Genomic DNA, 22,932 nt, shown 5'->3' with positions numbered 1-22,932 from the left:
GGCTGGATTTTCCGTTTCGGGCGGCGCACGATGCGCCGGATTCACGATGGCGGGATTTTACCGCATCGCGGGAACGGCCGGCGTCAATCGCGCGTCGAATCCGCGGTCTGGCATGCAGCCGGCACCGGGAAGCGCACCGTCACGCATGATGCCGCGGCCACGCGCGCTCGCTTGCGAAGCGGTTTACAAACATTAAGCTTCGGTGCCAGCACCCTGTGGTCAAATACAGGGTTTTCCACAAAACCGTGATAACCGAGGGCGGGGTGATATTTGGCGGGGCAGTCGAACCAGCAAGCACATGCGGCACATGACGCGGGCCCGCGCGTGGAACGCAATCGCGCCGGCGCCGCGCGGGTGGCCCTCGCGGGTTGCCTTGCCGCGTGCTTCGCGCTGCCGGCCCACGCGAAGTACGACGTCGACATCGACGCGCCGCGCTCGATTCGCAAGCTGCTCAAGTCGCATCTCGATATCGCGCGCTTCGCGAAGCGCGACGACATCAGCGACGACCAGTTCGACTTCCTCGTCACCGCCACGCCGCAGCAGGTGCGCGACCTGACCGCGACGGCCGGCTATTTCTCCCCGGTCGTGCGCACCGACGTGCGCACGCGCGACGGCAAGCGCGACGTGCGCATCGCGGTCGATCCCGGGAAGCAGACGATCGTGTCGAGCGTCGACCTGACGTTCAAGGGGCCCATCGACACCGAGGATCCGAAGCAGGAAGCGGCGACCCGTTTCGCGTTCTCGCTGAAGCCGGGCGATCCGTTCACGCAGTCCGACTGGGACGGCGCGAAGGGGGCCGCGCTCAAGCAACTGCAGTCGCGCCGCTATCTCGGCGGGAAGATCGCGTCGTCGGAGGCGCGCATCGACCCGCGCACGCAGCGCGCGACGCTCGCGATCACGTTCGACAGTGGCCCGACGTTCACGATCGGCAAGGTCGACGTCGACGGCGTGCGGCGCTATCCGGAAAAGATCGTCACGAACGTCAATCCGCTGTCGGAAGGCGAGATCTACGACGTGCAGCGCATCACCGAACTGCAGCGGCAGTTGCAGAACACGCCGTATTACGCGAGCGTCGCGATCGACGTCGGCGACGATACGGCGAAGCCTGAGCGCACACCCGTGCACGTGAAGGTCAGCGAGTTCCCGTACAACAACATTCGTGGCGGCGTCGGCTTTGCCACCGATACCGGGCCGCATGTGCAGGGCTCCTACACGTATCTCGACACGTTCGGCGCCGCATGGCCGCTGACCGTGTCGGGCCGGCTCGACCAGATCCAGCAATACGGGCAGGTCCAGCTGTCGATGCCGCCGGGCGAGAAGGGCTGGACCAACAGCGTGCTCGCGTCGTACACGAACACCAACGTGTCGGACACGCGCATCTACAGCGCGCGGATCGGCGCGCAGCGCACGCGCACCGGCCAGTTCATCGACTATTCGTATTCGCTGATGTACTACCAGGACCGGCTCGACCAGAACGGCGCGGGGCCGACCACGAGCCGCGCGCTCGTGCCGCAATGGGCGTGGACGCGCCGCAACGTCGACGATCCGCTGTTCCCGCGCTCGGGCAACCTGATCCACGCCGAGGCCGGCTTCGCGGTCAAGGGCGTGCTGACCGACCAGTCCTTCATCCGCGGCTACGCGCGCGGCCAGCAGTACCTGCCGATCGGCAAGCGCGACCTGTTCGTGTTCCGTGCGGAACTCGGCGGCGTGTTTACGAGCGGCAGCTCGACCGGCGTGCCGGCGTCGCTGCTGTTCCGCGCGGGCGGCTCGAACTCGGTGCGCGGCTACGGCTACCAGAGCATCGGCAACAGCGTCGACGGCTCCGTGCTGCCGACCAAGTACCTGATGACCGGCACCGCCGAATACCAGCACTGGTTCAACCGCGATTGGGGCGCCGCGACGTTCTTCGACATCGGCACCGCCACCGATGCGTGGGGCGAGAAGGTGTTCTACCCGGGTGTCGGCATCGGCGCGCGCTGGCGCAGCCCCGTCGGCCCGATCAACGTCGATGTCGCGTACGGGTTGCGCAACCATAGCGTGCGCCCGTACCTGACGCTCGGCATCGCTTTCTGACCGTACCGCTTTACCGACGACGAACCGCATGACGAAGGACCCGAACGACACGCCGCCGCCTCACGATCCGGACGCGCCCGACGGCGCGCCCGACGCGCCGCCGCGCGCGCCGCGCCGCGGGCCCTTCGCGCACATCGGGCGGGTCGCCGCGTGGACGCTCGTGACGGTCGTGCTTCTCGTCGTGCTGGCGCTCGGGCTCGTGCTGGCCGCGGTGACGACCGAGCACGGCACGCGGCTCGCGTGGCAGGTGGCCGAGCGCGTGCTCGGCGCGCGGCTCGCGGGCACGCTCGACGGCGGCTCGCTCGCGACCGGCGTGCGGTTGCGCGGGTTCGCATGGACGAGCCCCGACGGTACCGGCACCGAAATCCGCATCGACCGGCTCGACGGCCGCTGGGCGCTGACCCGCGCGCCGTGGCGGCTGTCCATCGCTTATCTTCGCGCCGGCACGATCGACGTGCGAATCCCGCCGGGGCCGTCGACGCCGAGTACGCTGCCGCAGGACCTGAGCCTGCCGCTGCAGCTGCGCATCGACGACCTGCGCGTCGATCACCTTGCGATCCACGACGGCGGCTCGACGACGCAGCTCGACCATATCGCGCTGAACGGCCGCAGTGACGGCCGTCACCATGAACTCGTGCTCGACGGCGTCGATACGCCGTACGGCGCGCTGACCGCACGCGCGACGCTCGATGGCGTGAAGCCGTTCGCGCTGACGGGTGAAGCCACGTATGCGGGCAAGCTGTCCGACGAGCCGGTCGACGCGCGCGCTCGCGTGTCGGGCTCGCTCGAGGCGCTTGTCGCCGACGTCGACGCAAGCGGGATGAAGCTGAACGGGCGCGCGCACGTCGAGGCCGCACCGCTCGGCGCGGTGCCGCTCACGCGCGCGTCGCTCGCGTTCGATCACGTGAACCCGCAGGCGCTCGCGCCCGGCGCGCCGGCCGCCGATCTCGCGGTGCGCGCGGAACTCGCGCCCGTGACCGCGCCGGCCGGGGCCGAGCCCGCGAAGGGTTTCGCGGTGACGGGCCCGGTGTCGATCGTCAACGCGAAACCCGGCACGCTCGGCGATCACCTGCTGCCGGTGATCGACGCGCACGCGAACGTGCATCTCGACGCGCACGCGCAGCGGATCGACGCGCTCGCGCTGAAGCTGATCCGCGACGGCAGCGTGACGGGCAACGGCACGCTGACGGGCGGAAAGGGCCGCTTCGACCTGAAGGTCGCGAACCTCGACCTGAATGCCTTCGTCGCCGAGCTGCGGCCGATGCGCCTCGCCGGCCCGCTCGGCGTGACGCTCGCGGGTGACGTGACGACGGTCGACTTCAACCTGAACGACCCGAAGCTCGCGCTCGGCGCCCGCGCGAAGGTTGCGCTGACGCCGCAGCAGACCGTGCTGACCGACGCGCGCGTGACGGCGGGCAAGGGCCGGATCGACCTGACGGGCGTGTTCCGCCACGATGCGCATTCGAGCTACGACGCGAAGGCGACGCTGACGGCATTCGATCCGCTGCTGCTCGCCGCGATGCGTGCGCCGAAGGCGGGTGGCGGCAAGGCGCCCGCCAAGGTCGCGAAGGCGCCGGCCCAGCGCGGCGAGACGCGCGTGTCGGGCACGCTGACGGCGTCGGGCGCGTTCGCGCCGCAGGTGTCGACGAAGGCGACCTTCAAGCTCGGCGACAGCCTGTACGACGGCGTGCCGCTGACCGGCGCAGGCGTCGTGCAGCTCGCCGGCTCGCGCATTCTGCCGAGCAACGCGAACCTGTCGATCGCGGGCAACCACGTGGATCTACGCGGCAGCTTCGGCGCGCCGGGCGACCGGCTGCGCTTCGTCGTCGACGCGCCGCAACTCGACCGGCTCGGCTTCGGCGTGGAAGGGCTCGTGCAGGCGCAGGGCGACCTGACCGGCAGCTTCGCGCACCCGAACGTGACGGCCACCTACAAGGCCGAGCACGTGGTCGTCGGCTCGAACCGGATCGGCGCGGCGCAGGGCCGCGCGGACATCCGCGACGGCGCGCACGGCGCGCTCGTGTTGACGGCCGACGCGTCCGACATCGCGCTCGGCTCGCTGAAGCTGAAATCGCTGCGCGCGAATCTCGACGGCACGCGCGCGAAGCACACGCTCGACGCGTCGGCGCTCGGGACGGCTGGCGGCCGCGTGATCGACGTGACGCTCGCGGCGAACGGCGGCGTGGTCGAGAACCGCGACGGGATGCGCTGGGACGGCACCGTCACGCGTCTTGCGAACCGCGGCACGCCGGCCATCGCGCTTCAGTCGCCGCTGACCGTATCGGCCGGCGCCGGTCGCGTGACGCTCGGCGCGACGCGGCTCACGCTCGAGGGCGCGGCGATCGACCTGAAATCTTTCGTGTTCGATCACGGCCAGATGCGCTCGGCGGGCTCGGTGAGCGGCGCGTCGATCGCGCGTTTTCTCGAGGTCCGCCAGGAGCTGACGGGCCAGCGGCCGCCGGTGCGGACGGACGTCGTGCTCGACGCCGACTGGGATTTCTCGCTAGGCGCGAACTCGACGGGCTATGTGCAGGTGAAGCGTCGCGGCGGCGACGTGACGATCGAGAGCGGGCGCGGCATCGCATCGCTGGGGCTGACCGACCTGTCCGCGCGGGCGAGCTTCACGCCCGGCAACCGGCTCAACGTGACGGCGCTCGCGAAGGCGAACCGGATCGGCACGCTCGACGCGAACGTCACCGTGCCGTTCGCGCTGCGCGATGGCATATTCGGCGTGGTCGACGACGGCCCGCTGTCGGGCCGCATCGACGCCGATATCCCGGCGCTGAAGACGACCGGCAACCTGTTCGGGCCGAGCTATCTGCTCGGCGGGCGCGCGGCGCTGAAGCTGACGGTCGCGGGCACGCCGGCGAAGCCTAACCTGTCGGGGATGCTGACGGGCGACGACCTGTCCGCGACGCTCATCGATCAGGGCGTGCAGTTGAAGGACGGTATCGTACGCATCAAGCTGTCGGAGAACCTCGTCGAATTCCAGCAGGTTGAATTTCACGGCGGCGACGGTACGCTGCGCGCGCTCGGCCGCGTGCGCCTCGATGGCGAGGCGCCCGACCTGACGGCGAGCATCGTCGCGGACAAGCTCGAACTGTTCGCGGCGCCGGATCGCAAGCTGTCGCTGTCGGGCAAGGCAACGGTCGCGAACGACGGGCCGCGCGGCGCGCTGTCGATCGACGGCAAGTTCGTCGTCGACCGCGCGTTGTTCGACCTGCCCGAGGAATCGGCGCCGCACCTGTCGGACGATGTGGTGATCGTGGGGCCGGACGGCACGGTGCGCGGCGAGACGCCGACCGGCACCGCGGCCGCGAAGCCGAAGCCGGCCGGGGACAAGCCGGCACCGTCGCTCGCGCCGCGCGCGAACATCGACATCGGCCTCGGCAACGACTTCCGCTTCAAGGGCCACGGCGCGGATCTCGGGCTGCGCGGCACGATCACCGTGATGAGCGCGCCGGGCGCACCGCTGCGCGCGGTCGGCAACGTGCGCGTGACCGAGGGATCGACGTATACGTCGTTCGGCCGCAAGCTCGCGATCGAGAACGGCTTCTTCACGTTCAACGGCCCGGTGTCGAACCCGGGCGTCAACATCCTCGCGATGCGGCGCAACCAGGAGGTCGAGGCCGGCGTGCAGGTAACGGGCACGATCCAGTCGCTGACGGTCAAGCTCGTGTCGGAGCCGAACGTCACGGACAACGAAAAGCTGTCGTGGCTGTTGTTCGGGCACGGCACCGACCAGGGCAACAACGTCGGCCAGCAGGGTGCGATGACGGCGGCGCTCGGGCTGCTCGGCAGCGTGACCGGCAAGCGCGTTGCGCAGACCTTCGGTCTCGACGAGGTCTCGGTCGGCCGCAGCGAAGTCGGCCTGACCGACCCGCAGGTCGTGCTGGTGTCGAAGGCGATCAACGAGCGGTTCGTGCTCGGCTTCGAGCAGGGCCTGCAATCGGCGAGCAACGCATTCAAGGCGACGATCAACCTGACGCGCTTCTGGTCGGTGTCCGCGTACGGCGGCACGTTCCAGGGCGTCGACCTGAACTACACGCGGCGCTTCGACCGGTGGTTCAGTAGTGACGGCGCCCGCGAGCGGCGTGCCGAGCAGCCATGAAAAAATGCCCCGCACGACGTGCGGGGCATTTTTTTCGCGCGAGCAGCCGCGCGTTCGGCTTACTTCACGCGCATGCCGGGCTTCGCGCCGCTGTGCGGCTCGAGGATGTAGAGACCCGGCTCGGCCTTCTCGTCGGTTGCCGACGCGGCAAGCACCATCCCTTCGGACAGGCCGAACTTCATCTTGCGCGGCGCGAGGTTCGCGACCATCACGGTCAGCTTGCCGACGAGCTGCTCGGGCTGGTACGCGGACTTGATGCCCGAGAATACGTTGCGGGTCTTTTCCTCACCGACGTCGAGCGTGAGCTGCAGCAGCTTGTCCGAGCCTTCGACGGCTTGGCACGCGACGATCTTCGCGATGCGCAGGTCGATCTTCGCGAAATCGTCGATCGAGATGGGGGCATCGTCCGCGCCGTTCACGACCGCCTGCTTCGCGTCCGCCTTCGCCTTCGCGTTGTTCTTCGCATCCTTCGCGGCGTTCGCGCTCGCGACAGCCGCGCCGGTGGCTTCGGCCTGCAGCGAATCGCGGTTCGCGGCGAGCAGCGCTTCGATCTGCTTCGGGTCGACGCGCGTCATCAGGTGCTGGTACGCCTTGATCGGCTGTTCCGACGACAGCGGCTTTGCGGCATCGGCCCATGCGAGCGGCGCGATCCCGAAGAACGATTCGACGGCAACGGCGACGCGCGGCATCACCGGCTTCAGCGCGAGCGACAGCAGGCGGAACGATTCGAGGCTCACGCTGCAGGTTTCGTGCAGCGCGACCGCGTTGGCCGGATCCTTTGCGAGATCCCACGGCTTCGCGCCGTCGACGTACGCGTTCACTTCGTCCGCGAGCTCCATCGTGTGGCGCAGTGCGCGGCCGTACTCGCGTGCTTCGTAGTGCGCGGCGATCTGCGGGATTGCCTCGCGCAGCTTCGCGACGAGCGGATGGTTCATCGCGCTGTCCTGCACGCGGCCGTCGAAGCGCTTGATCAGGAAGCCTGCCGCGCGGCTCGCGATGTTCACGTACTTGCCGACGAGGTCGCTGTTCACGCGCGCCTGGAAGTCGTCGAGGTTCAGGTCGATGTCTTCCATCGTCGCGTTCAACTTCGCGGCGAAGTAGTAGCGCAGCCATTCCGGGTTCATGCCGGTGTCGATGTAGCTCTGCGCGGTGATGAACGTGCCGCGCGACTTCGACATCTTCGCGCCGTCGACCGTCAGGAACCCGTGCGCGAACACGTTGGTCGGCGTGCGGTGGCCCGAGAACTCGAGCATCGCGGGCCAGAACAGCGTATGGAAGTACAGGATGTCCTTGCCGATGAAGTGATACTGCTCGGTGGTCGAGCCCGGGCGGACCCACGCATCGAAGTCGATGCCGTTGCGGTCGCACAGGTTCTTGAAGCTCGCGTAATAGCCGACCGGCGCGTCGAGCCACACGTAGAAATACTTGCCGGGCGCGCCCGGGATCTCGAAGCCGAAGTACGGCGCGTCACGCGAGATGTCCCAGTCGGCGAGCTTGGCCTCGCCGGCGTCGCCGAGCCATTCGCGCATCTTGTTGGTCGCTTCGGGCTGCGCGAGGCCGCTCACCCATTCGCGGAGGAACGTTTCGCAGCGCGGATCGGACAGGCGGAAGAAGTAGTGCTTCGACGTCTTGCGCACCGGCGTCGCGCCCGACACGACCGAATACGGGTTCAGCAGTTCGGTGGGCAGGTAGGTCGAACCGCACACTTCGCAGCTGTCGCCGTACTGGTCCTTCGCGTGGCACTTCGGGCACTCGCCCTTGATGAAGCGATCCGGCAGGAACATTTCCTTGACGGGATCGTATGCCTGCTCGATCTCGCGCTCGGCGATGAAGCCGGCGTCCTTCAGCGCGACGTAGATCTTCTCGCTCAGCACGCGGTTCTCGTCCGAATCGGTCGAGTAGAAGTTGTCGAACGACACGCCGAAGCTGTCGAAATCGCGCTTGTGCTCGGTCCACACGCGATCGATCAGCTGCTTCGGGCTCAGGCCTTCCTTCTCCGCGCGCAGCATGATCGGCGTGCCGTGCGTGTCGTCGGCGCCGATGTAGTAGACCTCATGGCCATGCATTCGCAGCGTCCGCACCCAGATGTCGGTCTGGATGTACTCGACCAGGTGGCCGATGTGGATCTGCCCGTTGGCATAGGGCAGTGCGGACGTAACGAGGATCTGGCGGCGGCCTTGCGGCGCCGCAGCCTGCACGGGAGTGAGGTCGGATGCGGACATAGGGTCTGTAGAGGGACAGCGGTAAAACGACGGGAAACTGCGATTCTAGCAGGGGCGCGCGCCAGCGACGCGGGCAGGCGCCCTTGACCGGGCGCCGAAACGGACGGGCTACGCAAGCGGTAGGCCCGACGGTGTTGTGCTGCATTGCAGCACGATTTCTGCGGGCAAAAAAAACCGGGGCGGATACGGCCCCGGAGCAACAACGACAAGAGGAGAATGGTGACGCGCCGGCAACACCAGCCGCGTACCATAAATACTGACCACGGCCCGCGACAGAAGTTCGAAAATTTTTTCGATTGGTTACCGGCTCCGCCGGAAGCCTTGTCCGGCGGGGCTGCGCGGGCGGCGAGCCCGCGCGTTCCCCTCGTCGTGCGTTTAATGCGCCTGCGCTGCGCGCAGGTAGATTTCGACGCGGCGGTTCTGTGCGCGGCCGGCTTCGGTCGCGTTGTCCGCGATCGGGTTCGATGCGCCCATGCCTTGCGCCGACAGGCGGCCGCCGTTCACGCCGCGCTGGGCCAGTGCGTTCACGACGCTTTGCGCGCGGTTCTGCGACAGCGTCTGGTTCAGCTGGGCCGAGCCCGTGCTGTCCGTGTAGCCGACGATCGATGCCGTCACTTGCGGGTTCTGGTTCAGCGTCGTCGCCAGGTCGTTCAGCAGCGGCGTGAAGGCCGGCGTGATCGCGTACTGGTTCGTCGCGAACGTCACCGAGCTCGGCACGTTCAGCTTCAGCGAGCCGTCCGGCTGCTCGGTCACTTGCGTACCCGTTTGCGCTGCCGACGGCGCGAGCTTGTTCTTGATCGCTTGCCAGTTGTAACCCGTCACGCCGCCGACCAGCGCGCCGACGCCTGCGCCGATCGCCGCGCCCTTGCCGCCGCCCGCCAGCGCGCCGATGCCTGCGCCCAGCGCCGCACCCGTTCCGGTACCGACGGCCGTGTTATTGCCTTGCTGCGTGGCGCAGCCTGCCAGCAGTGCGCCGGCCAATGCGAAGACGGACAAGCGGGTCGCGATTTTCATGTTCATCTTGGATTCCTCTCTTGGTTGAACGAGTCGACAACGACGACAACAACAGTTACGGCTCCCTGCGCGGGCCGCCCGAAAAAGGAGGGCGGGCCTGCGCCCGCGGCAGCCGCCGAGGTGGCCGCATGCCCTGTCCGTCAGCGTGGCTGTTGGGACAGGGCGACGCGTCAGCCTCTACAATATAGGCGGTAAGCGGCCGATTTGGCCCCATAGCATGCCGCACGCGAAGAGTGCGCCGGGTCGCGCGTTCGCGCAATGGCGTGCAACAGATTCTTTCACTTTTCCCGATTTTCGCAGCGTAATTTGATATTTCTTGACGTTTGCGCGCGAGAAAAACGTTTTCACGGAGTTTCGATGAGCATTGACCGGGCACAAGTCGACGCCGCTTTGGCGGCCGTCGTCGACCCCAATACCGGCCGTCCGTATGCGGCGAACAAGGGCGTGCGCAACGTCGCGATCGACGGCGACGTCGTGGCGCTCGACGTGGTGCTCGGTTATCCCGCGCGCAGCCAGCACGACGACGTGCGTGCTCGCATCACCGCAGCGCTCCAGGCCGTGGCCGGCGTGCGCGACGCGCGCGTCGCGGTGTCGCAGGAGATCGTCGCGCACACGGTGCAGCGTGGCGTGAAGCTGCTGCCGAACGTGAAGAACATCGTGGCGGTTGCGTCGGGCAAGGGCGGCGTCGGCAAGAGCACGACGGCCGTCAACCTCGCGCTCGCGCTCGCCGCGGAAGGTGCGTCGGTCGGCATTCTCGACGCCGACATCTACGGCCCGTCGCTGCCGACGATGCTCGGTATCCACGGCCAGCGCCCCGAGTCGCCCGACAACCAGTCGATGAACCCGCTCGTCGGCCACGGGCTGCAGGCAAACTCGATCGGCTTTCTGATCGAGGAAGACAACCCGATGGTGTGGCGAGGCCCGATGGCGACCTCCGCGCTCGAACAGTTGCTGCGCCAGACCAACTGGCGCGAGCTCGACTACCTGATCGTCGACATGCCGCCCGGCACGGGCGACATCCAGCTCACGCTCGCGCAGCGCGTGCCTGTCACGGGCGCGGTGATCGTCACGACGCCGCAGGATATCGCGCTGCTCGACGCGAAGAAGGGCCTGAAGATGTTCGAGAAAGTCGGGATTCCGATCCTCGGCATCGTCGAGAACATGAGCATCCACATCTGTTCGAACTGCGGCCACGAGGAGCACATCTTCGGCGCCGGCGGGGCCGAGCGGATGGCGAAGGACTATGGCGTGAACGTGCTCGGCAGCCTGCCGCTCGACATCGCGATCCGCGAGCGGGCCGACAGCGGCACGCCGACGGTCGTGGCCGATTCCGAAGGCGCGCTGGCGCGTCGCTACCGCGACATCGCACGCGGGGTCGCGCTGGCGATTGCCGAGCGATCGCGCGACATGACGTCGAAGTTCCCGTCGATCGTTGTTCAAAATACGTAAAACCCTTGCGGGGCGGGGCCTCACGCTGTTTACGGCGCCGCGAGGCGCGGTATCATGGCGACTTTTCCCGGGTCCCTTTACCTGCCCGGCGCGGCCGTCGTGTCAAACGGCTGCCAGCCGGCATGAGGATCGAATGAAACAACGACATCACGGCGTGCGCGCCGGCCGCGTGCGGTGCGCGCTGCTGGCCGCCGCCGCGCTGGGCCTGCTGGCCGGCTGCACCTCCTTTTCCTCGTCGCACGAAAAACGGGCCGACGCACAACTGCAGCCGACGGTCGGCTCGCAGGCGCGCGGCGCGGTGACGTTCGTCGAGCGTCCGGACGGCGTGCAGGTTACCTACAACCTGGCCGGGCTGCCGCCGAACAGCGATCACGCTTTACAGGTACACGAACGCGGCGACTGCAACGCGGGCGACGGCTCGAGCGCCGGCCAGGTGTTCGCACCGGCGGCCGACCGGCTGCGCGCGGGCGCTCGCGTCGCCGGCGATCTCGGCAACATCCACGCGGATGCGAACGGCGTCGCGGCCGGCTTCATCGTCGCGCCCGATCTGGCCCTCGACGGCGTGCGCTCGGCGATGAACCGCGCGGCGCTGGTGCACCGCGACCCGAGCGATCCCGCGTTTGCGCAGCATGGCGCGGGGCCCGCGCTTGCCTGCGGCGTGATCCGTTGACGGCCGCCGCGTGCGCGGGCCGATGATCGCGTAAAATGTCGGCCTTTCCCCGGCCGCCGTCCTGAATGGCGGCCTCCGTTTTCCGTCACGCAGCGTTTCCTGGCGCCCCGATATGAATCGACCCCCACGCTCACTTTGTTCGCTGCCCCTCGAGGGGGCGGTCAGCCTTCTTGGGACGGCCCGACGGAGGCTGGCATGAGCATCAAGTCCGACAAATGGATTCGGCGCATGGCCGAAGAGCACAAGATGATCGAGCCGTTCGTGCCCGATCAGGTTCGTGCGTCCGAGGACGGCCGCCGGATCGTCAGCTACGGCACGTCGAGCTACGGCTACGACATCCGCTGCGCGGACGAATTCAAGATCTTCACGAACATCAATTCGACGATCGTCGACCCGAAGAACTTCGACGAGGGTTCGTTTGTCGATTTCAAGGGCGACGTGTGCATCATCCCGCCGAACTCGTTCGCGCTGGCCCGCACCGTCGAATATTTCCGCATCCCGCGCACCGTGCTGACGGTCTGCCTCGGCAAGTCGACCTATGCGCGCTGCGGGATCATCGTCAACGTGACGCCGTTCGAACCCGAGTGGGAAGGCTACGTCACGCTGGAATTCTCGAACACCACGCCGTTGCCCGCGAAGATCTACGCGAACGAAGGCGTCGCGCAGGTGCTCTTCTTCGAGAGCGACGAAGTGTGCGACGTGTCGTACGCCGATCGCGGCGGCAAGTATCAGGGGCAGCGTGGTGTCACGCTGCCGAAAACCTGATCTGGTTGCATAACGTCTCACCAGTTTCCGGGTGACCGCTGCGCGTGACGCGCCGCGGTCGTTCTTTTTGGAGAATCGCCCATGAAGTTTCGTTTCCCCGTCGTCATCATCGACGAAGATTTCCGCTCCGAGAACATCTCGGGCTCCGGCATCCGGGCGTTGGCCGAAGCGATCGAGAAGGAGGGCGTCGAAGTCCTCGGTCTCACGAGCTACGGCGATCTGACGTCGTTCGCGCAGCAGTCGAGCCGCGCGTCGTGCTTCATCCTGTCGATCGACGACGACGAACTCATGCTCGGCGAAACCGGCCCGGACGGCGAACTGCCCGAGCTGGCGACCGCGATCATCGAACTGCGCGCGTTCGTCACCGAAGTGCGCCGCCGCAACGCGGACATCCCGATCTTCCTGTACGGCGAGACGCGCACGTCGCGCCACCTGCCGAACGACATCCTGCGCGAGCTGCACGGCTTCATCCACATGTTCGAGGACACGCCGGAGTTCGTCGCGCGCCACATCATCCGCGAGGCGAAGGTCTATCTCGACTCGCTCGCGCCGCCGTTCTTCAAGGAACTCGTCAAGTACGCGGACGAAGGCTCGTACTCGTGGCACTGCCCGGGCCACTCGGGCGGCGTCGCGTTCCTGAAGAACCCGCTCGGCCAGATGTTCCACCAGTTCTTCGGCGAGAACATGCTGCGCGCGGACGTCTGCAACGCGGTGGACGAACTCGGCCAGCTGCTCGACCACACGGGCCCGGTCGCGGCGTCCGAGCGCAACGCGGCGCGCATCTTCAGCGCCGATCACCTGTTCTTCGTGACCAACGGCACGTCGACGTCGAACAAGATCGTCTGGCACGCGACGGTCGCGCCTGGCGACATCGTGCTGGTCGACCGCAACTGCCACAAGTCGATCCTGCACGCGATCACGATGACGGGCGCGATTCCGGTGTTCCTCACGCCGACGCGCAATCACTTCGGCATCATCGGGCCGATCCCGCGCGACGAATTCAAGCCGGAGAACATCCGCAAGAAGATCGAGGCGAACCCGTTCGCGCGCGAGGCGCTGCGCGAGAACCCGGACATGAAGCCGCGGATCCTGACGATCACGCAGAGCACGTACGACGGCGTCGTCTACAACGTCGAGATGATCAAGGACCTGCTCGGCGACCTGCTCGACACGCTGCACTTCGACGAAGCGTGGCTGCCGCATGCGACGTTCCACGATTTCTACCGCGACATGCACGCGATCGGCGACGGCCGTCCGCGCACCGGCGCGCTCGTGTTCGCGACGCACTCGACGCACAAGCTGCTCGCGGGCATCTCGCAGGCGTCGCAGATCGTCGTGCAGGATTCGGAGAACCGCACGTTCGACAAGCACCGCTTCAACGAGGCGTACCTGATGCACACGTCGACGAGCCCGCAGTACGCGATCATCGCGTCGTGCGACGTCGCGGCCGCGATGATGGAGCCGCCGGGCGGCACCGCGCTCGTCGAGGAATCGATCGCGGAAGCGATCGACTTCCGCCGTGCGATGCGCAAGGTCGACGCCGAATACGGCGACGACTGGTTCTTCAGCGTGTGGGGCCCGGACAACCTGTCCGAGGAAGGCATCGGTTCGCGCGAAGACTGGATGCTGAAGCCGAACGACCACTGGCACGGCTTCGGCCCGCTCGCGGAAGGCTTCAACATGCTCGACCCGATCAAGGCGACGATCATCACGCCGGGGCTCGACGTCGACGGCGAGTTCGGCGAAACCGGCATTCCGGCCGCGATCGTCACGAAGTACCTGGCCGAGCACGGGATCATCGTCGAGAAGACCGGCCTGTATTCGTTCTTCATCATGTTCACGATCGGCATCACGAAGGGCCGCTGGAACTCGATGGTGACCGAGCTGCAGCAGTTCAAGGACGACTACGACAACAACCAGCCGCTGTGGCGCGTGCTGCCGGAATTCGTCGCGCAGCATCCGCGCTACGAGCGTGTCGGCCTGCGCGACCTGTGCACGCAGATCCACGACGTGTACCGCGCGAACGACATCGCCCGCCTGACGACGGAGATGTACCTGTCGGACATGGAGCCGGCGATGAAGCCGTCGGACGCGTTCGCGAAGCTCGCGCACCGCAAGATCGACCGCGTGCCGCTCGACGAGCTCGAAGGCCGCGTGACGAGCATCCTGCTCACGCCGTACCCGCCGGGCATTCCGCTGCTGATCCCGGGCGAGCGCTTCAACAAGACGATCGTGAACTACCTGCGGTTCGCGCGCGACTTCAACGAACGCTTCCCGGGCTTCCACACCGACATCCACGGCCTCGTCGCGGAAGAGGTGAACGGCCGCGTCGAGTACTTCGTCGACTGCGTGCGCGACTGATGGCTGCGCACGGACGAATCCAGGCGATGCGCGCGGCGCTGGCCGCGCTCGTCGTCTGGGCGGCAGGGGCGGCCGGGCTGGCGGGCGCGGGTGTCGCGCACGCGGAAGTCGCGGCGGCCGACCCGATCGACGTCGCGATGCGGCAATGCCTCGCGCGGCGCGACCGGTCCTCGCCGGCCGGCCAGATCCAGTGCATGGGCGAAGCGCAGCAGCAGTGGCAGGCCGTGATGGACGGCGCGAATCAGCGCCTGTTGAAGGATGCGCCGGCCGACGCGAAGCGCGGCTGGCAGGACAGCCAGCGTCACTGGCTCACGTGGCGCAAGGACGAAGCGCATCTGCTGAAGGCGGTGTACGACACGACGCGCGGCACGTCGTACGCGATGTCGAGAGCCGACCTGCAACTGCAGCCCGTGCGCGATCGCGCGCTGGCGCTGCGCGGTGCCGCCGATCGCTATGCGCCTCCGCCGGCCGCCGTGCCGGTCGCGGCCGCGAGCGGCGCGCAGGGTAGCGCGAGCGGTGCCCCGAGCGCGGCCAAGCCGAACGGCAAGCCGGCGAGCGCGCCGCGCGATCCGGCCGTGCGCCGCGTGCGGCCGTGCGAACAGGACGCCGCGTGCGAGCACGCGCTGTTCGACCTGAACCGCTATTACCAGAAGCTGCGCCGCAAGATGCCCGCGCACTCGGCCGCGACGCTCGTCCGCGCGCAGCGCGCGTGGGTCGGGTTCCGCGATGCGACGGCGCCGCTCGTCGGCGAGGACGGCCGCGTCGACCTGATCGGCGCGCGCATTGCGACGATGAAGCGGCTGTCGGAGACGGCCGGCAACGAGTAAGCGCAATCGCGAAGCCGGTTGTATGGCGATAACGCAAAACGGGCACCCAAGGGTGCCCGTTTTTGCATTGGGCGGCAGGCGATCTATGCCGGCCGTTGCGTGTCGCGCCCGCCGAACCACGACGGCACGAGCGCGACCGCATCGTCGAGCGAGGCGAGCACGTGGAGGCTCAGCGCGACGATTTCGGGCGTCGGCGCCTTCAGGTCGGGCACGGTGACGACCGATGCGCCCGCGCCGGCGGCCGACTGCGCGCCGAAGTCGCTGTCCTCGAATGCGACGCACGCGTGTGCCGGCACGCCGAGGCGCTCGGCCGCGAGCCGGTAGACGGCCGGGTCGGGCTTGCCGCGCGCGACTTCGTCGCCGCCCGCGATCGCGCGGAAGAACGGCAGCACGCCGACCGCGTCGAGCCGCGCGCGGATCACGTCGCACGCGGACGACGACGCGACCGCGCACGGAATGCCGGCCTGCGCGAGCGCGTCGAGCAGCGCGAACGCGCCGGACTTCAGCGGAAACTTCGGATGCGGTTCGGGCGCCGCGAGCTGCTCGCGCACACGGGTGCGCACGGCGTCGAACGTATCGGGGTTGCCGATCAGGCGTGCGAGGATGATCTGGCCTTCGGCGAACGAGCGGCCGACGATCTGCAGGTAGTCGGCGGTGGTCAGCGTGACGCCGTGCGCATTCGACGCGTCGATCCACGTGTTCATGATGGTCCGCTCGGAATCGACGAGCAGGCCGTCCATGTCGAAGAGCGCGGCGGAAAAAGTCATCGGCGGCATTCGGGAAGCAGGGAGGGCGATGGGCGGCACGACAGCCGCCCGAACGAAAAACGGACGCCTAAGGCGTCCGTCCGGAACAGCGGGCTTACTGGCCGAGCGCGGCGCGCGCGGCCTTGACTGCCGCACGCACCTGGTCGGGCGCGGTGCCGCCCGGGTGGTTGCGGCTGGCGACCGAGCCCTCGAGCGTCAGGTAGCCGAACACGTCTTCGCCGATCAGGTGCGCGACATTCGGCAGTTCCTGCTTCATTTCGTCGAGCGTCAGGTCGGCCAGGTCGATGCCGCGGTCGTCGCAGATCTTCACGGCGTGCGCGACGGCTTCGTGCGCGTCGCGGAACGGCAGGCCGCGCTTCACGAGGTAGTCGGCGAGGTCGGTGGCGGTCGAGAAGCCCTGCAGCGCGGCCGCGCGCATCGCGTCCGGCTTCACGGTGATGCCGGCAACCATCTCGGCGAAGATCCGCAGCGTGTCGGCGACGGTATCGACCGTGTCGAACAGCGGTTCCTTGTCTTCCTGGTTGTCCTTGTTGTACGCGAGCGGCTGGCCCTTCATCAGCGTCAGCAGCGCCATCAGGTGGCCGTTCACGCGGCCCGTCTTGCCGCGCGCGAGCTCGGGCACGTCCGGGTTCTTCTTCTGCGGCATGATCGAGCTGCCGGTGCAGAAGCGGTCGGCGATGTCGATGAAGCCGACGCGCGGGCTCATCCACAGCACGAGTTCTTCGGAGAAGCGCGACACGTGCGTCATCACGAGTGCGGAGGCGGCCGTGAATTCGATCGCGAAGTCGCGATCCGACACCGCGTCGAGCGAGTTCGTGCAGATACCGTCGAAGCCGAGCGTCTTCGCGACGGCGTGACGATCGATCGGGTAACTCGTACCGGCGAGTGCGGCCGCGCCGAGCGGCAGGCGGTTCACGCGGGTGCGGCAGTCGCGCATGCGCTCCGCATCGCGCGAGAACATCTCGACGTACGCGAGCAGGTGGTGGCCGAACGTGACTGGCTGGGCAACCTGCAGGTGCGTGAAGCCCGGCATGATCGTGTCGGCGTTCTGTTCCGCGAGATCGAGCAGCGCGCCGCGCAGGTCGTTCAGCAGGCCGCCGATACGGTCGATCTCGCCGCGCAGCCACAGGCGGATGTCGGTCGCGACCTGGTCGTTACGCGAGCGCCCCGTGTGCAGGCGCTTGCCGGCGTCGCCGATCAGCGCGGTCAGGCGCGCCTCGATGTTCAGGTGGACGTCTTCCAGGTCGAGCTGCCATTCGAATTCGCCGCGCTCGATTTCCCCCTTGATCTGCGTCATCCCGCGTTCGATCGCGGCCAGGTCGTCGGCGCTGATGATCTGCTGCGCGGCGAGCATGTACGCGTGCGCGAGCGAGCCGGCGATGTCGACGAGCGCGAGGCGCTTGTCGAAAAACACCGACGACGTGTAGCGCTTGACCAGCTCCGACATCGGTTCCGAGAAGCGGGCCGACCAGGCCTCGCCCTTTTTGTGCAGTTGGGACGTCATGGCGATTCTTCGAAGGGGGATGTTTGGGCGGCGTGCGCCGCCGAGGGAATCCCGCGATTCTAACATTCGCGGGCCTGCCCGCCGCGCCGCGCCGCCGTTCGCGGCGGCGCGCAGGCGCGAGCCGGCCCGGCCCGTTCAGTCGCGCACCAGCACCACCAGCTTCAGGTCCTCGCGGTGCGCGGGCTTCAGCGTGATCTGCTGGTACACGAGGCGACCGTCGGCCGGATGGTCGAATTCGCGGAGGCCGCCTTCGCGTTCGAACACGTCCTGCGACGCCCAGTACTGCGCGAACGCATCGCTGCCGGCGGTCAGTGCGTCGATCAGCGCGCGAGTGGGCGCATCGGTCAGGTGACGGATCGAATCGGCGCGGAATTCGGCCGCGAGCCGCCGCGCGCGGGTTTCCCAGTCGACGATCAGCGTGCGCGCGGCGGGCGACATGAACGTGAAGCGCAGCAGGTTGCGGTCGTGCTCGCCGTCGAGCCAGCCGGAAAAGAGCGCGGCGGCCGGTGCGTTCCATGCGAGTGCGTTCCATTGCCGGTCGAGCACGTACGCGGGTGTCGCGATTGCCGCGACGGTCGCGGCGAGCGTCGGCGGCAGGTCGCCGCCCGCGACGTCGGGTTCGGCCGGGTCGCGCTGCGCAGCCAGCTCGAACAGGTACGCACGTTCGGCCTTCGACAGTTGCAGCGCAACGGCGATCCGCGCGAGCGCGTCGGCCGACGCGGACACGGGGCGGCCTTGCTCGATCCACGTGTACCAGGTCGGGCTGACGCCGCACAGTTGCGCGACTTCCTCGCGCCGCAGCCCCGGCGTGCGGCGGCGCGGGCCGGGCGGCAGGCCGACGGCCTGCGGCGACAGCCGCTCGCGGTGGGCGCGGATGAATTCGCCGAGTGCACGGGCGGGTGTGGCGTCGAGCGGCGGGACCGGGGCGGAGGACGGGTGGTTCATGCGGAAACGGTGAAATGGAAGCGGGGACGCGGCAACGATCAGGCAGGTGTATCAAATACCAGAATAACTGCTTAACTTGTACTGGTACAAACGCAGGCCTATTGTAGCGGCTCGCGTGCTGGCAGGGCAGCGCGCGTCCCACAAAACGCGTTGCATGGGGCCGGTACAGGCGCGCAGGCGTCTGTCGTGCCGGCAACTGGACAAAGGAGCGAACGATGAAACACCACGACCAGGTCGCCGACGCATTCGGCACGACGGCCGCCGCCTATCTGACGAGCACGGTCCATGCGACGGGCGCCGATCTGCAGACGCTCGCCGATGCGGTGCGCGCAACGCCCGACGCCGCGGTGCTCGATCTCGGCTGCGGCGCCGGCCATGCGAGCTTCGCGGTCGCGCCGCACGTGCGCGACGTGGTCGCCTACGATCTCGCCGCGCAGATGCTCGCGACCGTCGACGCGGCCGCGCGCGAACGCGGGCTCGCGAACATGCGCACGCAGCAGGGCCCGGCCGAGCAACTGCCGTTCGAGCCGGCGACGTTCGACTGGGTCGTGAGCCGGATGAGCGCGCATCACTGGCACGACATGCGCGCTGCGCTCGCCGAGGTGCGCCGCGTGCTGAAACCGGGCGGCCGCGTGCTGATGATCGATATCGCCGGCAACGACCATCCGCTTCTCGACACCTACCTGCAGGCCGCGGAAGTGCTGCGCGACGCGTCGCACGTACGCGACTACCGTGCGGACGAATGGCTCGCGATGTTCCGCGAGGCCGGCTTCGACGCGCACGTGCACAGCCGCTGGCGGCTGCCGATCGATTTCGATACGTGGGTCGCGCGCATCCGCACGCCGGCCGACTGCGTGACCGGCATTCGCGCGCTGTGGGCGCATGCGCCCGACGAGGTGCGCGGCTACTACGCGGTGCAGCCCGACGGTTCGTTCGAACACGACGCGCTGCTGATCGACGCGCACTGAGCGCGAGGTGGGCCGCTGCGGTTTTGCCCGCGCATGAAAAAAGCCGCGATACGCACCCTCGCGTATCGCGGCTTCCACGATGTCGGTCGGCGCGGCATCACACCGCGCCGCAGGCGGGTCAGCCGGTGTTGCGCAGGCCGGCTGCGATCCCGTTGATCGTCAGGTGAATCCCGCGGCGCAGCCGCGCGTTCGTGTCGCCCGCGCGGTGACGCTTGATCAGCTCGACCTGCAGGTGGTTCAGCGGATCGAGATACGGGAAGCGGTTCTTGATCGAGCGCGCGAGCAGCGGGTTGGTCGCGAGGCGGCCTTCTTGCCCGGTGATTTCCGCCAGCGCCTGCGACGTGCGCTCCCATTCCGCGACGATCCGCTCGAACACGTGCTTGCGCAGCTTGCGATCGGAAACGAGCTGCGCGTAGCGCGACGCGACCGCGAGGTCGGTCTTCGCGAGCACCATGTCCATGTTCGACAGCAGGTTCGAGAAGAACGGCCAGGTCTTGTTCATCTTCTTCAGCAGCGCGACGCGCTTCGTGCGCTCGGCGTCGTCCTGCGCGCCGTCGAGATACGCACTCACCGCGCTGCCGAAGCCATACCAGCCCGTCAGCAGCAGCCGGCACTGGCCCCACGAGAAGCCCCACGGAATCGCGCGCAGGTCCTCGATCTTGCGCTGCTTCGGATCCTGCAGCTTGCGCGAAGCCGGGCGGCTGCCGATGTTCAGCTCGGCGATCTCGGTGATCGGCGTCGACGAGAAGAAATAGTCGGTGAAGCCCGGGGTTTCATAGACGAGCGCACGGTACGCGGCCATCGCCGAATCGGACAGCGTCTGCATCGCGGCCTCGAACGCCGGCAACTGCGCGGGCGCGTTGTTCTGCGGCAGGAGCGTTGCTTCGAGCGTCGCGGCGACGACCGTCTCGAGGTTGCGGCGACCGATCTCCGGGTTCGCGAACTTGCTCGCGATCACCTCGCCCTGTTCGGTCAGGCGGATCTGGCCGTTCACGGTGCCCGGCGGCTGCGACAGGATCGCCTGGTAGGTCGGGCCGCCGCCGCGGCCGACCGTGCCGCCGCGGCCGTGGAACAGGCGCAGCGTGATCTTGCGGTCGCGGAACAGGTCGACGAGCGCGAGCTCCGCGCGATACAGCTCCCAGTTCGACGTGAGGAAGCCGCCGTCCTTGTTGCTGTCCGAATAGCCGAGCATCACTTCCTGCTCGGCGCCCTGGTGCGCGATCAGCGCGTCGATGCCCGGCAGGGCGAAGTACTCGCGCATGATGCGCGCGGCGTCGCGCAGGTCGGGAATCGTCTCGAACAGCGGGATCACCATCAGGCTGTTCCTCGCATCGCCGCCCGGTACGCCGAGCGCGCCTTCGAGCAGGCCCGTCTCCTTCTGCAGCAGCAGCACCTCGACAAGGTCGCTGACGGTTTCCGTATGCGAAATGATGTAGTTGCGCACCGCGCGTGCGCCGAATTGCGCGCGGACTTCGCGCGCCTTTTCGAACACGCCGAGCTCGCTCTGCGCGAGTGCCGAGTATTCGATGTACGGCGAGCGCAGCGGACGCGGATCGGCGAGCGCGGCGAGCAGCACGCGCAGCTTGTCTTCCTCGGCGAGTGCCGCGTAGTCGGCCTCGACGCCCGCGCGGGCGAACAGTTCGGCGACCACGGCTTCGTGGATGTCGGAGCTCTGGCGCAGGTCGATGCTCGCGAGGTGGAAGCCGAACACTTCGGCTGCACGCACGAGCGGCGCGAGGCGCGGCGCGGCGAGCGACGTGCCGTGGTGTTCGTCGAGCGACGCGGTCAGCACCTTCAGGTCGGCGACGAACGCGTCGGAATCCGCATACGGGATCGCGCGCACGGGCGGCGCACCGCGGCCCGCGCTGCGCACGGGCACCGTACCTTCGCCGAGACGCACGCGCGCGCTTGCCGCGAGGCGCGTGTAGATGCCGATCAGCGCACGGCGATACGGCTCGTCGACGCGGTGCGGCGACTGGTCGGGGGACGCTGCCGCGAGCGCCTTCACGGCGTCGTTCGCGCCGACGAGCAGGTTCGACACCGACAGCTCGGCGCCGAGCTTGTGCACCTGTTCCAGATAGTGCTCGAGGATCACGGCGGCCTGGCGGTTGATCGCTTCGTCGAGCGTCGCCGCGGTCACGTTCGGGTTGCCGTCGCGGTCGCCGCCGATCCAGCTGCCCATCTGGAAGAACGCGGGCACGCGTGCGGACAGGCCGTGCTCGGCGAGCGCGGCCTCGATGTCGCCGTACAGCGCGGGCAGTTCGTCGAGGAACGTCGCGCGGTAGTACGACAGCGCGTTCTCGATCTCGTCGCCGACCGTCAGGCGCGCGTCGCGTAGCATGCGGGTCTGCCACAGCGCGGTCACGCGCGCGCGAAGCATCGCTTCGTTGTGCTGGCGCTCGCGGCTCGTCAGTTCCTGGTCGCGCTCGGCGAGCAGGCGCGCGATGTCGTGCTGCGCGTCGAGAATGCTCTTGCGCTGCACTTCGGTCGGGTGCGCGGTCAGCACCGGCACGATCAGCGCATCGTCGAAGAAGCGCTGCAGCAGGCGCTTCGACGCGTTGCCGGTCGTCTTCAGCTGTTCGAGCGCGTACGCGACCGTGCCGGGCTGCGACGCGGAGCCGGCCAGCGCGTGGATGCGGCGGCGGCGGTTGTGGTGGCGGTCTTCCGCGATGTTCGCGAGGTGCGAGAAATAGCTGAACGCGCGCACGACGCTCACCGTCTGCTCCGGCGTCAGCTTGCGCAGCTTCTTCTCGAGCGTCTGCGCGGCTTCGCTGTCGTCCTCGCGGCGGAACTTGACCGCGGTCTGGCGGATCGTCTCGACGACGTCGAACACGGTGTCGCCTTCCTGTTCGCGCACGACGTCGCCGAGCAGCCGGCCGAGGAAGCGGATGTCCTCGAACAGCGGGCCGTCCTTGTCCTCGCGCGTGCGCGTGCCGGACTTCGTCGCACCGGCCGTGCGGGCCGCGGTGCGGGCAGCCGGGCCGGCGGCGTTCGCCGTGCGTTTTGTCTGACGTATCGGGTCTTTCGGTTTCGTTGCCGTTTTCGCACGGCCGTTCGCGGTGGTGGCGACGGTGTCCGTCGAGGCGTCGGAGGAGGATAGGGCAGCATTGCGGCGCGCCGTACGCGCCGATCCGGAAGACTTCACGATGGGTTTCCTTGGGAAAGCTCGAGTCAAAAGGAACTGCGGAAACTGCGAAACTGCGGTCAAGCAACCAGCTACGTGCGGCACATCCGCACATCGGCGCCGCGACCCGCT

General features: G+C 68.2%; 14 protein-coding genes. 8 read left to right on the top strand and 6 right to left on the bottom strand.

From position 1 onward, the window contains the following. Positions 1-270 precede the first annotated feature (270 nt). Positions 271-2,073 carry an autotransporter assembly complex protein TamA gene (locus tag ACPTTC_RS14260; protein ID WP_423392848.1) on the top strand — a complete coding sequence of 601 codons (1,803 nt, stop codon included), beginning with the start codon at positions 271-273 and terminating at the stop codon, positions 2,071-2,073. Between the two features lie 28 nt (positions 2,074-2,101). Then, positions 2,102-6,184 carry a translocation/assembly module TamB domain-containing protein gene (locus tag ACPTTC_RS14255; RefSeq protein ID WP_423392847.1) on the top strand — a complete coding sequence of 1,361 codons (4,083 nt, stop codon included), beginning with the start codon at positions 2,102-2,104 and terminating at the stop codon, positions 6,182-6,184. Positions 6,185-6,243: 59 nt separating this feature from the next. Here the strand turns inward: ACPTTC_RS14255 and metG are convergent, their stop codons facing one another. Continuing rightward, positions 6,244-8,406, bottom strand: coding sequence for a methionine--tRNA ligase (gene metG, locus ACPTTC_RS14250; protein WP_423392846.1), 2,163 nt, complete (start codon positions 8,404-8,406; stop codon positions 6,244-6,246). A 375-nt stretch (positions 8,407-8,781) separates the two neighbouring features. Beyond that, complete coding sequence (locus ACPTTC_RS14245) at positions 8,782-9,426, bottom strand: OmpA family protein (protein ID WP_175951015.1); 645 nt, start codon at positions 9,424-9,426, stop codon at positions 8,782-8,784. 351 nt (positions 9,427-9,777) lie between these two features. Here ACPTTC_RS14245 and apbC point away from each other — a divergent pair, with 351 nt between their 5' ends. The 5 genes from apbC (at position 9,778) to ACPTTC_RS14220 (ending at position 15,492) form a co-directional block, all read left to right on the top strand. Beyond that, positions 9,778-10,869 carry an iron-sulfur cluster carrier protein ApbC gene (gene apbC / locus ACPTTC_RS14240; RefSeq protein WP_423392845.1) on the top strand — a complete coding sequence of 364 codons (1,092 nt, stop codon included), beginning with the start codon at positions 9,778-9,780 and terminating at the stop codon, positions 10,867-10,869. A 133-nt stretch (positions 10,870-11,002) separates the two neighbouring features. Continuing rightward, positions 11,003-11,539 (top strand): superoxide dismutase [Cu-Zn], encoded by a 537-nt coding sequence (sodC, locus tag ACPTTC_RS14235; RefSeq protein WP_175951017.1) that lies wholly within the window; start codon positions 11,003-11,005, stop codon positions 11,537-11,539. Between the two features lie 195 nt (positions 11,540-11,734). After that, positions 11,735-12,304, top strand: a complete 570-nt coding sequence (gene dcd / locus ACPTTC_RS14230) for a dCTP deaminase (RefSeq protein WP_006398615.1) — start codon at positions 11,735-11,737, stop codon at positions 12,302-12,304. Between the two features lie 81 nt (positions 12,305-12,385). Beyond that, positions 12,386-14,665, top strand: coding sequence for an arginine/lysine/ornithine decarboxylase (locus ACPTTC_RS14225; protein ID WP_006497175.1), 2,280 nt, complete (start codon positions 12,386-12,388; stop codon positions 14,663-14,665). Continuing rightward, a complete protein-coding gene (locus ACPTTC_RS14220; protein ID WP_423392844.1) occupies positions 14,665-15,492 on the top strand; it encodes a lysozyme inhibitor LprI family protein in 828 nt (275 codons plus the stop codon). The genes ACPTTC_RS14225 and ACPTTC_RS14220 overlap by 1 nt, the downstream gene beginning before the upstream one ends. A gap of 83 nt (positions 15,493-15,575) precedes the next feature. Here ACPTTC_RS14220 and ACPTTC_RS14215 read toward each other — a convergent pair whose 3' ends face one another. The 3 genes from ACPTTC_RS14215 to ACPTTC_RS14205 all read right to left on the bottom strand — a co-directional run bounded on the left by ACPTTC_RS14215 (position 15,576) and on the right by ACPTTC_RS14205 (position 18,708). Next, positions 15,576-16,259, bottom strand: a complete 684-nt coding sequence (locus ACPTTC_RS14215) for an HAD family hydrolase (RefSeq protein ID WP_423392843.1) — start codon at positions 16,257-16,259, stop codon at positions 15,576-15,578. Between the two features lie 94 nt (positions 16,260-16,353). Continuing rightward, the gene (argH, locus tag ACPTTC_RS14210) at positions 16,354-17,763 is read right to left on the bottom strand and encodes an argininosuccinate lyase (protein WP_423392842.1); all 1,410 of its coding nucleotides are present in this window, start codon (positions 17,761-17,763) and stop codon (positions 16,354-16,356) included. A 135-nt stretch (positions 17,764-17,898) separates the two neighbouring features. Continuing rightward, positions 17,899-18,708: a helix-turn-helix transcriptional regulator gene (locus ACPTTC_RS14205; protein WP_039368575.1), complete on the bottom strand. Its 810-nt coding sequence runs from the start codon at positions 18,706-18,708 to the stop codon at positions 17,899-17,901. A gap of 215 nt (positions 18,709-18,923) precedes the next feature. Here ACPTTC_RS14205 and ACPTTC_RS14200 point away from each other — a divergent pair, with 215 nt between their 5' ends. Next, on the top strand, positions 18,924-19,676 hold the full coding sequence (locus ACPTTC_RS14200; RefSeq protein WP_423392841.1) for a class I SAM-dependent methyltransferase: 753 nt from the start codon (positions 18,924-18,926) through the stop codon (positions 19,674-19,676). A 118-nt stretch (positions 19,677-19,794) separates the two neighbouring features. Here the strand turns inward: ACPTTC_RS14200 and ppc are convergent, their stop codons facing one another. After that, on the bottom strand, positions 19,795-22,821 hold the full coding sequence (gene ppc, locus ACPTTC_RS14195) for a phosphoenolpyruvate carboxylase (RefSeq protein ID WP_423392840.1): 3,027 nt from the start codon (positions 22,819-22,821) through the stop codon (positions 19,795-19,797). Positions 22,822-22,932: the final 111 nt, after the last annotated feature.

It is taken from the genome of Burkholderia mycopellens (assembly GCF_964265025.1).
Lineage (GTDB): Bacteria > Pseudomonadota > Gammaproteobacteria > Burkholderiales > Burkholderiaceae > Burkholderia.
This window is presented reverse-complemented; position numbering and strand designations above follow the sequence as displayed.